11 protein-coding genes are annotated in these 14,336 nt (G+C 64.0%); 7 read left to right on the top strand and 4 right to left on the bottom strand.

The window, feature by feature from the left end; genetic code table 11:
• The first annotated feature begins 26 nt into the window (after positions 1 to 26).
• The gene (locus ACWDTF_RS19080) at positions 27 to 1,232 is read left to right on the top strand and encodes a fatty acid desaturase family protein (protein WP_449754879.1); all 1,206 of its coding nucleotides are present in this window, start codon (positions 27 to 29) and stop codon (positions 1,230 to 1,232) included.
• A gap of 134 nt (positions 1,233 to 1,366) precedes the next feature.
• On the opposite strand, the gene ACWDTF_RS19075 is transcribed toward ACWDTF_RS19080, so the two are convergent.
• From ACWDTF_RS19075 to ACWDTF_RS19065, 3 genes are all read right to left on the bottom strand, one after another.
• Positions 1,367 to 1,768, bottom strand: coding sequence for a hypothetical protein (locus tag ACWDTF_RS19075; RefSeq protein ID WP_240856756.1), 402 nt, complete (start codon positions 1,766 to 1,768; stop codon positions 1,367 to 1,369).
• A gap of 9 nt (positions 1,769 to 1,777) precedes the next feature.
• Entirely contained in the window at positions 1,778 to 3,403 is a 1,626-nt protein-coding gene (gene qcrB, locus ACWDTF_RS19070) for a cytochrome bc1 complex cytochrome b subunit (RefSeq protein ID WP_449754878.1), read from the bottom strand.
• A 1,219-nt stretch (positions 3,404 to 4,622) separates the two neighbouring features.
• Positions 4,623 to 5,690 (bottom strand): HNH endonuclease, encoded by a 1,068-nt coding sequence (locus tag ACWDTF_RS19065; RefSeq protein WP_449754877.1) that lies wholly within the window; start codon positions 5,688 to 5,690, stop codon positions 4,623 to 4,625.
• Between the two features lie 185 nt (positions 5,691 to 5,875).
• Between ACWDTF_RS19065 and ACWDTF_RS19060 the strand changes: the two genes are divergently transcribed.
• The 6 genes from ACWDTF_RS19060 to ACWDTF_RS19035 all read left to right on the top strand — a co-directional run bounded on the left by ACWDTF_RS19060 (position 5,876) and on the right by ACWDTF_RS19035 (position 12,431).
• Entirely contained in the window at positions 5,876 to 9,220 is a 3,345-nt protein-coding gene (locus ACWDTF_RS19060; RefSeq protein ID WP_449754876.1) for a DEAD/DEAH box helicase, read from the top strand.
• Between the two features lie 155 nt (positions 9,221 to 9,375).
• On the top strand, positions 9,376 to 10,611 hold the full coding sequence (locus tag ACWDTF_RS19055; RefSeq protein ID WP_449754875.1) for a glucose-1-phosphate adenylyltransferase family protein: 1,236 nt from the start codon (positions 9,376 to 9,378) through the stop codon (positions 10,609 to 10,611).
• Positions 10,612 to 10,734: 123 nt separating this feature from the next.
• Positions 10,735 to 10,953 (top strand): hypothetical protein, encoded by a 219-nt coding sequence (locus tag ACWDTF_RS19050; RefSeq protein WP_449754874.1) that lies wholly within the window; start codon positions 10,735 to 10,737, stop codon positions 10,951 to 10,953.
• 24 nt (positions 10,954 to 10,977) lie between these two features.
• A complete protein-coding gene (locus ACWDTF_RS19045; protein ID WP_449754873.1) occupies positions 10,978 to 11,193 on the top strand; it encodes a hypothetical protein in 216 nt (71 codons plus the stop codon).
• A gap of 192 nt (positions 11,194 to 11,385) precedes the next feature.
• Positions 11,386 to 11,781: a hypothetical protein gene (locus tag ACWDTF_RS19040; protein WP_449754872.1), complete on the top strand. Its 396-nt coding sequence runs from the start codon at positions 11,386 to 11,388 to the stop codon at positions 11,779 to 11,781.
• The gene (locus ACWDTF_RS19035) at positions 11,778 to 12,431 is read left to right on the top strand and encodes a DUF3558 family protein (protein ID WP_449754871.1); all 654 of its coding nucleotides are present in this window, start codon (positions 11,778 to 11,780) and stop codon (positions 12,429 to 12,431) included. The genes ACWDTF_RS19040 and ACWDTF_RS19035 overlap by 4 nt, the downstream gene beginning before the upstream one ends.
• Positions 12,432 to 12,538: 107 nt before the next feature.
• Here ACWDTF_RS19035 and ACWDTF_RS19030 read toward each other — a convergent pair whose 3' ends face one another.
• On the bottom strand, positions 12,539 to 14,161 hold the full coding sequence (locus ACWDTF_RS19030) for a long-chain fatty acid--CoA ligase (protein ID WP_449754870.1): 1,623 nt from the start codon (positions 14,159 to 14,161) through the stop codon (positions 12,539 to 12,541).
• Positions 14,162 to 14,336 lie beyond the last annotated feature (175 nt).

Raw genomic sequence — 14,336 nt, 5'->3', positions numbered from 1 at the left:
GTGTGACGCGCGCATAATGGGTGCCAATGGCGATCACTGACATCAACGAGTACGCGCACCTCACCGACGCCGACGTGGAGGCGTTGGGTGCCGAACTCGACGCACTCCGCCGCGAGGTCGAAGCGGATCGGGGTGAGCGCGATGTCCGCTACCTACACCGGACGATCCTGGCCCACCGTGCGCTCGAAGTGGTCGGACGCCTGGCCCTGCTGGGCAGTCACAAGCGGTCGCTGTGGCTGCTCGGCACCACGGCGCTGTCGCTCTCGAAGATCATCGAGAACATGGAGCTCGGCCACAACGTGATGCACGGCCAGTGGGATTGGATGAACGATCCCGAGGTCCACTCCACCACCTACGAGTGGGACATGGTGTGTGCGGCTCCGCACTGGAAGCACTCGCACAACTTCATCCATCACAAGTACACCAACGTCGTCGGCATGGATCACGACGTCGGCTACAAGATCCTGCGCGTCACGCGCGACGAGGAGTGGGAGCCGCGCCGCCTGTTCCAGCCGCTGTTCAACATGATGTTGGCCGCGAGCTTCGAGTGGGGTATCGCGCTGCACGACCTCGAGCTCAAAGAGGTCATCAAGGGCGACAAGCCCAAAGAGGTCGCGATCCCGCAGATCAAGGTGTTCCTGCAGAAGGCAGCCAAGCAGGTCGGCAAGGACTACATCCTCTTCCCGCTGCTGTCCGGTCCCAACTTTCGACGCACCCTGTCGGCCAATCTGACCGCCAACCTCGTACGCAACCTGTGGGCCTACGTGGTCATCTTCTGCGGCCACTTCCCCGACGGCGCAGAGAAGTTCACCGTCGAATCGCTGGAGAACGAGACCCCGGGTCAGTGGTACCTCCGACAGATGCTGGGCACCGCGAATTTCAAGGCCGGCCCCGCGATGGCGTTCTTCAGCGGCAACCTCTGTTACCAGATCGAGCACCACCTCTACCCCGACCTGCCGAGCAACCGGTACGCCGAGATCGCCGAGCGCATCAAGGATCTGTGCGACAAGTACGACCTGCCCTACACCACCGGATCACTGATGGTGCAGTACCTGCAGACGCTGCGCACCATCAACAAACTCGCCCTGCCCGACCGCTTCCTCATCGCCACCTCCGACGACGCCCCCGAGACCGCCTCGGAACGACGCTTCGCCAGCATGCCCAACGCCGGCGGACTCAAGACCGCGATCGCCGAGCTGCGCGCCCGACGCCGAAATCGCAAGCGCCGCTAGGGCGAACCGCCACTCCCTGCTGGTTGAGTAGCGTCGCGCCAGCTTGCGCCCTTCGATACGCTCGCAAGCTCGCTACTCAGGAACCGCCCGACGCGTATCGAAATCCGGCGAGATCACCATGTCCGAAACAACATTCACGCGCTGAACCGCGACCCCCGCACCGCGACGCTCGCCGCATGACGGATACAGCCCGCCGCCACCACGATCGATGCCAGCGCCACCAGCGCGAGTTCCGCTGTGATCCAACGTAGTTCGGGGATCTCCGTCGGCTGCAGACTGCCGAGCACGATGTAGAGGGCACCCGCCGTCGCGGTGGCTCCGACAACCAACGCGGGCAGAGCTGCCCGCCATTCCAGCCGATGCTTCTCCTCGATCAGTTCGGCGCGCCAATCGGTCCCGGACGACGCACCGTCGTTGACGAGCGCACTGAGCAGGAAGTATTGCGGATCCCGACGGGGCGCGCCTGCTCGTCGCACAGACATCGACCACCCGGCGAGCGCCAGGAGCGCGATGGTGACGATGACGAGCAGGGCCATACCCACCACTCAACTCGTGTCTGAGCTGCTGTTCAACCCCCGCAGCGCCGCCAACTCGGACGCATGTTCGGCGTGATCATTCGCGACGTTGCGTCGCTGCTGGTCCGGCGGGTCCGCGGTGAGTATCGAGCCCGTACCGGGTGCACCGGCGGAGCCGAGTTTGTTCATGCGCTTGGGCAGGGCCACGCCCTGGTAGGGGAGTGGGATCGGGTGACCATGATCCCCAGAAGGATCGTGACGGACCGGGCCGAGGGGCTGGTGCACCTCGATGTACTCACCCTGCGGCAGGCGTCTGATGAGGCCGGTCTCGATGCCGTGCGCGAGAACCGCGCGGTCGCTGCGCTGCAGCGCCAACGCCCAGCGGTAGGCGATGAAGTACGCCAGCGGCGGCACCACGATCAGGCCGATACGACCCATCCACGTCGTCGCGTTCAGCGAGATGTGGAACTTCAGCGCGATGATGTCGTTCATGCACGACAGCGTCAGGATGATGTAGAACGACACCGCCATCGCACCGATTCCGGTGCGCACCGGGACGTCACGCGGACGCTGCAAAAGGTTGTGGTGCGCGCGGTCGCCGGAGAGCCGCTTCTCGATCCATGGGTAAATCATCATCGAGATGAACACCGCGCCGATCACCAGCACGCCCCAATTCGACGCGGGCACAGTGTATTTGCCGAGATACAACTCCCACGCAGGCATCAGTCGGAGTAGTCCGTCGGTCCACATCATGTAGATGTCGGGCTGCGATCCGGCCGACACGTGCGCCGGGTTGTACGGTCCGAGCACCCACACCGGGTTGATCTGGAAGATGCCCGCCATCAGCGCCAGCACACCGGTCACCATGGCGAACATCGCGCCGCCCTTGGCCGCGAAGACCGGCATGATGCGCACGCCGACAACGTTCTTCTCGGTACGGCCGGGGCCGGGGAACTGGGTGTGCTTCTGGTACCAGACCAGCGCGAGGTGCGCGCCGATCAGCGCCAGGATGATGCCCGGAAGCAGCAGCACGTGGAGGACGTAGATGCGCGGGATGATGATCTCGCCAGGGAAGTCACCACCGAACAGCGCCCAGTGAATCCAGGTGCCGACGACCGGCAACCCGAGAGCACCTGCGGTGAGCGCGCGAAGGCCGGTGCCCGAGAGCAGGTCGTCGGGGAGCGAGTAGCCGAAGAAGCCCTCGAAGAGTGCGAGGATCAGCAGGAAGCAGCCGATGATCCAGTTAACCTCACGCGGACGCCGGAAGGCGCCGGTGAAGAAGATGCGCAGCATGTGGATGATGATCGACGCGGCGAACAGCAGCGCGGCCCAGTGGTGGATCTGCCGGACGAACAGGCCGCCGCGCACCTCGAAGGAGATGTTCAGGGTGGTCTCGTAGGCCTTGGTCATCATCACGCCGTTGAGCGGTTGATAGGCGCCGTCGTAGATGACCTCGCTCATCGACGGGTCGAAGAACAGGGTCAGGTAGACGCCGGAGATCAGCAGGATGATGAAGCTGTAGAGCGCGACCTCACCCAGCAGGAAGGACCAGTGCGTCAGGAAGACCTTGTTGACCTGCCGACGCATGCCGGCGGCGAGGTGATACCGCGAATCCGCCTCGTCCAGTTGACTTTTCGCACGATCAGATATCGCCATGTGGCCTCATCTCCGAGGTTGCCCGGCGTCTATTACTACAACCGATAGTAGGCCCTTTGGCCCTGGATGGGAACCCCCCGATGGTGTAGCGCCCGCGGAGGGCGCACACAGATCTCCCATTTACACAGGAGATCTTCGGTGTAGATGGGAGTTTCGTGTGTGCCCAAATTTTGGACCGATAAACCTCTTGCCCTGTGCATGAATGCCGCCTACTCTGTCATCTCGTGCCTTTCGCCGACCACTCGTCGAGCTCGAGGCGAAAGTTGTTTGACAAGTGAATCTTTGAGCGGCATGGCGCATAAGCCGGGGTGACCCGGTGAAAGGCGGGTGACATCCGTCGCCGGGGAAGCCCGGTACCCCATGCACTCCGAGCCGGAACCTTCACCCCAGGGTGGAGGCAACGTCGAAGCGATCTGATGGCGCAAGCCGGGAGAGCCAATCGGTGACCCAACACCTGCCGGGTGTTGTTCAGTAGCGACGAATGTTGCGGCGAGGGAAGGAATATCAGTCCGAGATGGTCAGTCGAGGGCGTATTCCATGATCGCGGACACGGGGCGTGGCGGCCTCGAAGAGGCAGGAGAGATCGAGTAGGACCGACATCCGAAAGGTCGAGGGTGTGCGGCATTCTGATCCCAAAAGGATTGGAACCGCGCGGAAGAGCACATCCTCAGTTGTTCGACAACTAGCTCAAATGGCAGAGCAGTCGATTTCAGATCGGCAGGTTGCTGGTTCGAGTCCAGCGTGGTCTCATCCCACAAAGCGAAAGCCTCTTCCCGACGACAACGCGACAGTGTCCTAATCCCCGACCTCCCAGGAGGAATCGGGGCGCACGCCGAACCCGCAAGGTTCGACGCGCGTTCACGCGCCGGTAGCGGTAGCGGAGAGACCGGCCAGTCTCTCTTCGACGCGAAAGCGGTGGAGAAGCGGTCGTCGTAACGCGTGGTGCCACGTCACGGCACTGGACATGGTGGATACCGTCGAGAGGCGGTGGACACGCCGCAAACCCTGGCAGGGAATACGGCGCGCAAAAGGCCACCGGCAGTGGGGAAGTAGTCTCATTCCCCGCACCACAAACGTTGATCCACCACTGCCCGATTCGAGCCGCTTCCGCTCCCTGAGGTGCGAGGAGCGCAAGCGACGAGCCTCGAAGGGCTGGTGACACGACGATTTTCACTCGCCATGGGCTTCGAGGCTCGCGTCTCAGCCGGCGAAGGCCGACCTACAACGCCGGCCACACGATGTCGACGCGCGAGAGCGGGTCGACCCGTTTCGTCGCACGCCAGATCGGCGTCGTATCCGGTTGTGTGGCATAGAGTCCGTGGGCCGCGGCCACGACGCGATCGTACTGCGATGGCCAGTTGATCGACTCGGCCAACTCGTCGAGTCGGTCCCGACCACGCCCGAGCGCGCGTCCGATGTGGGCAGGGTCGGGCAGCAGGTCGGATTTGTTGGTGTTGCACGACGAACACGCGAGCACGAGGTTGCTCAGTCCGTCGAGCCCGACGCGCGACCATGGCAGTACGTGGTCGACGTGCTGTCCGCTCGCCAACCGCGCTGCGCAGTAGAAACATTCGCGTCCGAATGCGTCACCCAGCACAAACCCGGGTTTCTGCAGGGCAACTCGATCGGCGCCGAACAGGTGGTGGGCGAGGTCGGGTTCGTCGTCGAACAGTGCCCGGTTCATCCGCCGCACATCGTCGACCCAGGCCAGCTGGAACGCGGGCTTCACAAGCGGGGCCAGTCGCGCCAGCGTGAAACAGACGCCCGGATAGAGCTCGATTGCGTTGTCGTGCTGGGTAATCAGACGCAGCGAATCGGTTCCCAACCACGCGTCATCGTAGAGGAAACACTCATGTGTCGACCCCACTCGCTGCAGCAGATGAAGCGGATAGCGCACCAGATTGCGCTTGACGACCAGCTTCTCGGTCTCGTAAACCGCAGGTGCGCGGGTGGCCGCGGTCTCGATTGGCGTCTCACGAAGATTCGACGACGCGACCGCCGCGCGCAACCGTGACACCGCCGCGAAGACCACACCCCGACCGTCATTGGACTGCCGCAGTACCTCTCCGTCGAGCGGCCGGAGTTGCCGCCAGTACAGGTCCATCACGCGGTGGGCGAGGTCGTCGAGGTCGATCGACACGGCGGCCTCGGGATCGTCGGGCACCGATTCGACGGCGAGATCGAGCAGCGCGACCATGACGGCCAGCTTGTACGTCGCCGTGCGCTGCCCGCCTTCGAGGACAGCGACCAGCCGCTGTCCCAAGGTCAGCGGATCGGTCGGCGCCACCAGCCGAGTCTAACGACGGACCGAGCATGTTCAACCTCGACCTCAGCTTGATGCGCGGCTTCGACGACCGGCCCACGACGGCACCGTGCCGAGCAGCGGGATCGTGCCGGCGTTCAGCGACGTCGTCGGCGTCTTCCTGGGGACTGGCGACATCTAGCGAGCCCGCATTCACCTACCCTCTACGCATGCCGCCGCGCCTTCCTGTCCGCTTCGACACCGAGGAGCTCTACGAGCTTTACGATCCGGGCGCGGTCTCGCGGGGTACCAAATACGCGACGGAGGGCCGAATCAGCGACCTACGGTGGTCAGGGGACGGCCTGCAGGCCGTGGCGCGATGTGCCGGCTCGGGTGGGCGGTACTACCAAGTGGTCGCCGACTTCGACGATTTCGAGGACTACATCTCGTTCGTGGGCACTCTCTGCACCTGCCCCGTCGGGTACGAGTGCAAACACGGGGTCGCGTTGTTGCTCGCGGCGCGGTCGCAGTCGTCAGGAACCGGCGAGCTCGCATTGCCCTTCGACGAACTCCCGTCATTGTGGCGGTCGATGCTGTCCGAACTGGCGAGGCCGGCGACACCTGGAGTTGAGGAGGTCGCGCCCTTGGGCATTCAGTTCGAGCTTCCCAAACCCGAGCCCTGGCAACCCACGCCGTCACCGATCATGCGGCTCGTCACCATCGGCAAGCGGGGTACATGGGTGCGCACGGGCGTCAACTGGCGAGAGGTCAGCGATCTGCACAGCGCCCAACAGTTCGCTAAGGCCCAACAGTTCGGTGAGACACAGGTCGCGGCGATCCGGGCGATCCACCGCGCCGTCAGCAACTCCTACGCCGACAGCACCATCATCCTGGCCGCGACTCCTGCCGACATCTGGGATCTGCTCGCCGACGCGCGGGACGCCGGCGTGGCGTTCGTCGCGCACAAGTCACTCGATGCCGAGGGCGTCGAGTTGATCGACACGTCTCGACTCGGCCTGCAGGTGCTGCGCGACGAGGGCGGTGTCTGGGTGCAGCCGCGCGTCCAGGTCGGCGGCGAGGCATGGCTCGACGGCACGCGGGCCGCACTGTTCGGCGATCCAGCACACGGTTTGTACGCGTTCCGCGGAACGACGATGGTCATAGGCCGACTCGACCCCTCGCCCGCGTGGCACACCTTCGAGACCCTGTTCAGGACCGGCGGAGTACAAATCCCCGACACCGATCTCGAAGAGTTCGCGTCGGACCTACTGCCGACGCTCGCCGGCCAGTTCCCCATGATCGTCGACGACGGCGCTGTAGCTCCACCCGAGGTCGACGGCCCACGCGCGCTGCTGCACATCAACTGGAACGACTTGGGTTCGCGGGTCAACTGGCGAATCGCCTACGACGTCAACGGTCGACGACGCGAGTTCGAGATCGGTGTACCCGCCCCCGCCGCCTTCCGCGACTCCGACGCCGAAGACCGGCTCCTCGACGAGGTCCGACCGTGGATGGAGCGCGTCGCCGAGTACTGCGGCGCGTGGTACGAGCAGGCGCACGCATACGCGCAACTCAACGCCGCTGATTGGCGCACATTGGTGTCGGCTGAGGCGGACGAGGCGATCGGAGTGCTCAGTCATCGCGTCCTCGCGCGCGGATTCCTGTACACGCGTGTGGAAGCCGCCGTCTTGACGGCGGAACTGCTCGACGCGCTGCGCGAAGCCGGCATCGAGGTGGAGGTGACCGGCAGCGACTCCGACGAGTTCCGCGCCGCCGACAGCACCAGCATCGCCATCACGAATGACACCGCAGCCGAGAATGATTGGCTCGACCTGTCGATCACCGTCGATGTCGATGGACGGCAGGTGCCGCTCGTGGACGTGCTGCGGGAGGTGGCGTCCGGGGCCTCGCACATGCTTCTGCCCGATGGCACCTACTTCCGCCTCGACACCCCCGAACTGCGCAAGCTTGCCGACCTCATCGAAGAGGCGCGTGCGCTCGGCGAACTCGACGGCACCCGCGTCAGCAAGGCGTCGTACAACGTCACACTGTGGGAAGAGTTGCTCGAACTCGGTGTCGTCGACGAGCAACTCGCCACCTGGCAGGAACGGTTGCAGCGCATCGCATCTGCGCGACTTCCCGAACCCGCAGACCCACCGGCGACGCTGCACGCCGAATTGCGTGACTATCAGGCGGCCGGCCTGGACTGGCTGCGCTTCCTGAGGGAGACCGGACTCGGCGGCATCCTCGCCGATGACATGGGCCTCGGCAAGACGGTCCAAACGCTGGCGCTCATCGCATCCGCCGTCGAAGAGCGGCCCGACGCGACGTTCTTGGTAATCGCGCCGACCAGTGTGATTAGCAACTGGGTGGCCGAGGCGCAGCGCTTTGTGCCCGACATCGGTGCGGTGGCGATGACGGCCACCGGTGCGCGCTCGGGTGTCGACGTCGCAGAGTATCTCGCCAGAGGCCGGATCGTGGTCACCTCGTATGCCTTGCTGCGGCTTGACTTCGACGCGCTCGACAAGATCGACTGGACCGCAGTAATTTTCGACGAGGCGCAGTTCGTCAAGAACCACAACAGCAAGGGTCATCAATGTGCCCGACGCCTGGGTGCGCAGATGAAACTCGCCATCACCGGCACGCCCATGGAGAACAACCTGATGGAGTTGTGGTCCCTGTTGTCGCTGACCGCACCCGGACTGTTCCCGTCGCCCAAGGCATTCACCGAGCACTTCGCCAAGCCGATCGAGAATGGCTCCGAACCGGACCGACTTGCCGTGCTGCGCCGACGAATTCGTCCGGTCATGTTGCGGCGCACCAAGACCCAGGTGGTCGCCGACCTGCCGCCCAAGCAGGAACAGGTGCTCTCGATCGATCTTGTTCCCAAGCACGACAAGCTGTATCAGACGCGCCTGAATCGCGAACGCCAGAAGGTGCTGAAGCTGATCGACGACTACGACGAGAATCGATTCGCCATCTTCCGCTCGTTGACGATGCTCCGACAGCTGAGTCTGCACGCCGGGCTGGTGGACGAGAAGCACGTAGACGTGGCGTCGGCCAAGATCGAGTACCTGGCCGAACAACTGCCGGAGCTTGTTGCCGAAGGGCATTCGGCCCTGGTGTTCAGCTCCTTCACCGGGTTCCTCGGCCTGATCGAGCAGAAGCTGACCGAACTCGGCATCGAGCACAGCTATCTTGATGGCAGCATGAGCGCCCGCCAACGCGCCGCGGCGATCAAACGATTCACCGGCGGAGAAACCAAGGTATTCCTGATCTCATTGAAGGCGGGCGGCTTTGGCCTCAACCTGACCGAGGCCGACTACTGCTTCGTGTGCGACCCCTGGTGGAATCCCGCCGCCGAGGCCCAGGCCGTCGACCGCGCCCACCGCATCGGTCAGACGCGCGCCGTCACCGTGTACCGGCTCGTGTCGGCCGGGACGATCGAGGAGAAGGTGGTCGAACTCCAGGACCGCAAGCGCGACCTGTTCCGCGCCGTCGTCGACGACGGTGACCTCTTCGGCTCCGCCATCACCGCCGACGACGTGCGCGCCCTCCTCGACCCACCCCGCTGATCGAGCCACCCCCCGCTGATCGAGCCACCCCCGCTGATCGAGCCGACTCCGAGCCGCTAGGCGAGGCGTCGTGTCGAGATCACTCGCCACCAACCACAAACCACAAACCCCGACAAACCCGACACATCCCTCCGCCGATTGAGCACACTGGACCTATGAGCAGATCCGATGTGGTGGCGATCGTGCAGGCCGGCGGTAAGGGTTCGCGAATGGAGGTGCTGACCGACTCGCGTGCCAAGCCGGCGCTGCCGTTCGGCGGGAATTATCAACTCATCGACTTTCCGCTGTCCAACCTGCACAACAGCGGGATCGACGAGGTGTGGTTGTGCCTGCAGTACGAGGCGCACTCCCTGCTCGAGCAGGTGGCCGGCGGTAGGCCGTGGGACCTGGATCGAACCCGTGGCGGTCTGCGGTTCGTGCTGCCCGAGCAGACGAGCGAACCGCAGACCGAAGACGGATTCGCCACGGGCAACGCCGATCTGCTCTACCGGATCCGTGACCACATCAGCAGGCGATCACCGGAAGCGGTCATCGTGATGAGCGCCGACCACGTCTACTCGCTCGACTACGACGACGTCCTGGCGACCCACCGCTCTTCCGAGGCGGAATGCACAGTGGTGACCACCCGTTGCCCCCTGGACGAGGCCGCCGCGCACGCCACCGTCCGCTCCCGCAGGGACGGCACCGTCATCGGATTCGATTACAAGCCAGACAAACCCACGACGGGGGTCATCGCGGCAGAGATCTTCGTGTACCGCCCCGACCTCCTCGTTGATGCGCTCGAAGAACTGGTGTCGCGTACGCACGTGCAGGCCGACGACGACTCCGACACCGGACTCGGTGACTTCGGTGAGCACCTGCTTCCGTGGTTCGTCCGCCGCGGAAAGACGGTGGCACACAAGATGTCGGGCTATTGGATCGACGCGGGCCGGCCGGAGACGTACATGCAGGCCCATCGCGATCTGCTCGACGGCACCATCGACCTGGACGATCCCGAGTGGCCGATCCTCACCCATCAACCCCAACGCGCTGCTGCCCGCATCGCCGATGGTTCGGAGGTCGTCGACAGCATGATCAGCAACGGGGCGCATATCCTCGGCGCCGTTCGACGCAGCGTCATCGGACCTGGAGTGATCGTCGAGAAGGGTGCGACGGTCAGCGATTCGATTGTCTTCGGCGACACAAAGATCTCGGCCGGTGCCACCGTGTCCTGGTCGATCCTTGATCAGAACGTCGTCATCGGTAGCGGTGCGACCGTAGGTGGTCACCCCCGCACCCGACCGGTACCCACGAAGAAGATCACCATCGTCGGCAAGGGTGCACGTGTCACCAAAGGAGCCAAGGTTGCTCTCGGCGAACGACTCTCGGTGTCGTCGAGGCGAGCTCGGTGAAACCACCGGTTGCTGCGCAGACCCAGGAATGATACGCATGCGCGGTGAGTTTAGATCAGTCCGATACGAGAACCCGGGCGTCGGCCCCTTGCCGGAAGCCTCGCAGCGGACACTCACGCGCTGGTGAAGGCCGCAGACGGACTTCTCAACTACTGGCTGGGCCCGGCTGCCTGGGATTGGCAGACCGATTCCTCCGCCACGATCGCGTCATCGAGTGAGCTGATCCAGCGTCTCCACGCGCTCGGCGACGACCAACGAGATCTTCTGCTCCCGGACGTGACCGGCCCGTCCGATCCGCGGCCCCACGAGCCGACGCCAACGCTACGAGCTCGCCCACTTTGACGTGGCCATCGAGTCGATGGAAGTGTGGCTGCGCGCCCTGGCGAGAGCATCGTCGCCCATCGGGATCTCTCCGCGAAGACGTTGGGCGACAACGTCGATAGGCCTCTCGCCGATCCGCTCCAGCAGTGGGTCGACGGCGCCAACACCGCTTGGGACGACATGGACGGAATACTGGCGGTCACCCGGATCATCGTCGGCAACTATCGTCACGCCGAGGAAGTGAACTTGCGCATGTGGTAGGGGAGGTAAGGCGGATGACACGTGCTTCCCCGCCGGAGCTGATCGCGTTGACGGAGGAGCGCGTCATCGGCGGATGACACACTGTGCTGTCCACAGGCGCCATGAAGGCCTGTGCGCTTTCTGGTTGGGCCTGTAATGTCAGCGAAAGTGTTCCGCGGCTGAACGTGGACGGTGCCGGGTTGGGGGAGTTACGTGGACGACTACACGCTCGATGACATGGCCGCCGATTTCCCCGCTGACAAGCCGGGCGGACCGTTGGCTCCGCTGATGTCTCGAGCGGGCGATCAAGGCGGTGTGGTCCGGTTCTCGACGGAAGACTGGGACGGGCGCGCGAGAACCGCGGAAAGCGCTGCGGACTTGTTGCAAGATGCAATTGACAAGCTGGATGCCGGACTCCGCAACAACTACTTTGGCGAGTGCGCCGAGGGTCAGCAGATGTACTCAAAGGTGAAGTTCGGTATTGCCAACTGGCGATCCGACCTCGTAAGTCAGAAGGCAGAACTGAAACAACTTGCCATCGAATGCCGTAGAGCGGGACGCTCGCTCGACGGGACCGACGGAGACGCCTCCCGGGATCTGCGTACATGACCATCTTCCACACCCGAAACCTTGCGTCGTGGTGTCTTGTTGGTGCTCTAGCGATCATGGGTATCGCGAGTTGCGCGGTTGATGGTACGGCGGTTGGTGAAGGACCAGTGGTTGCGCGGCAGCCGTCAATGACACCGAGCATTCGACAAACCGACGATGCTGGCCGGCTGCTGCCATTCACAACTGTGTTCCCAAATCGATGGAGCACAAACAATGACGGCACTGCGTATGAGCCGTGTACATCTGCAACGGACGCAATTCTGATCTCACAGGGACTCGACCCTGCCTCAGCTCGAGATGCAGCGTCGGCGGATCATCAGACAGTGCGTGGTTGCCGGTGGGCGATCGCGAATACGCGTCGGTCATCTGTATCGCAGCACGTGGGCAACATGGCAGGATCCCGATCAAAAGGTCTGGACGACTACAAGGCATTGAACAACGACTTCAATTGGTTCCCCGATCAGGTGATCGACGGGCGAACAGTCGGACTGTTCTCACTAGGTGCTGACGACTGTGCAACCATCGTGGTCTCTGGCAAGGCGTTCGTGTTCACTGATGCAACTCTTGACCGCGATGACGAGAACATCGCTGAAAACTGCCGCGTTGCACTTGCTTTCACCCGCGCAACCATCAGCCAGATCCCCCGGTAGGTTAGGCGACACCAAACACCCTGTGTCCAGTTCGATCACCCGGGTGCTACAGCACACAGATTCTCCAAGACGACACAGGGTGTCGGCACATCAGATCCAGCAGCGCGTCAGAGCCGCGTCACCGATAGATCGCCGTCCTTGTACTGCGACCGCAGGCGCTTCTTGTCGAACTTGCCGACGCTCGTCTTGGGCACCGCGTTGATGACCGTCCAGTTCTCCGGGACTTGCCATTTGGCGACCTTGTCGGACAAGAACGCCTGCAGGTCTTCGACTTTCGCATCCGACCCCTCACTGAGCACGACGGCGACCAGCGGCCGTTCGTCCCACTTGGCGTCGGGCACACCGATGACGGCGGCCTCGATGACGTCGGGGTGACCCATCACCGCGTTCTCCAGGTCGACAGACGAGATCCATTCGCCACCGGACTTGATGATGTCCTTGGTGCGGTCGGTGAGCGTGAGATAGCCGTCGGGAGTGATGGTTCCGACGTCGCCGGTGCGCAGCCAGCCGTCGTGGAACTTCTCCGGCGCGTCGACACCGTAGTACGAGCCGGTGATCCACGGTCCGCGAACTTCGAGCTCGCCGATGCTCTTGCCGTCGCTGGGCACCACGTCGCCGAGGTCGTCGACCAGGCGTGCCTGCACCGACGCGGGGAATCGGCCCTGGGTGTAGCGGTAGCGCCACCGCTCCTCGCCCTCGGTGCCGGCCGGGGGTCGGGCGACTGAACCGAGCGGCGAGGTTTCCGTCATGCCCCACGCGTGCAGCACCTGAACCTCGTGGTCCTCCTCGAAGGTGTGCATGAGCGACGGCGGGACCGCGGAACCGCCGATCAGCACGTCGTGCATGCACGAGATGTCCTGCGGGTTGGCCTCCAGATATTGGTGCAGGCCTTGCCAAATCGTCGGCACCGCCGCGGCAAACGTCGGCTTCTCGGCGGCGATCAGCGCGGCGAGGGGTTCGGGCTGCAGGAACCGGTCGGGCATGATGAGCGACGCGCCGATCATGAACGCCGCGTACGGCAGACCCCACGACATGGCGTGGAATTGCGGCACCACCGCCAGCGCCCGATCACCCTGCTTCAGGGCAGGTCCCTCGGTGGTGCACACCTGCATCGAGTGCAGGTAGATCGAACGATGGGAGTAGGCAACACCTTTCGGGTCGCCGGTGGTGCCCGAGGTGTAACACATCGCCGCCGCCGACCGTTCGTCGACCTCGGGCCAGTCGAACTCGGTGGGCTGGTCGGCGATCAGCGTCTCGTAGGCGTGCACCTGCACGCCGTCGGGCGCCTCGACGCCCTCGGTGGACTCACCGGTGACGATGATGTGTTTGACGGTGCCCAGCTCCGGCAACAGCGGGTTGAGCAGTGGCAGCAGCGAGGGGTCGACGATGATGACGTGGTCCTCGGCGTGGTTGGCCACAAAGACCACCTGTTCGGGGAACAGTCGGATGTTCAGGGTGTGCAGCACCGCACCCATCGACGGCACCGCCAGGTAGGCCTCAAGGTGTTCGGCGTTGTTCCACATGAAGGTGGCGACGCGTTCGTCGCCGGTGACGCCGAGTCCGCGCAGTGCGTGTGCGAGCTGTGCGCAGCGTCGTCCGGTCTCGTCATAAGTCTGACGACGCGACGACGTGCCCTGCCAGGTCACCACTTCGGCCTGGCCGTGGACGGTACTGCCATGCCGGAGCAACTGGGCGATCGAGAGGGGGGTGTCTTGCATGGTGCTCAGCATTGAGTGCTCCTGGTTCGTGACGTGCGCGCCGGTCGAGGCGCCGCATCCATCCTGGCATCGCGGAGCAACCTGTGGGGTGGGGTTTGCGAATCGGACACGCTTGCGCCGTCCATTCGTCCCGGATGAAGAGAATGTCGACCGAGAAGCCGCTCGTCAGGCCCCGAGAACCCGATAT

The organism is Gordonia sp. NPDC003422, from assembly GCF_053588675.1.
The sequence above is the reverse complement of the archived record's forward strand: the minus strand, read 5'-3'. Positions and strand labels throughout refer to the sequence as shown.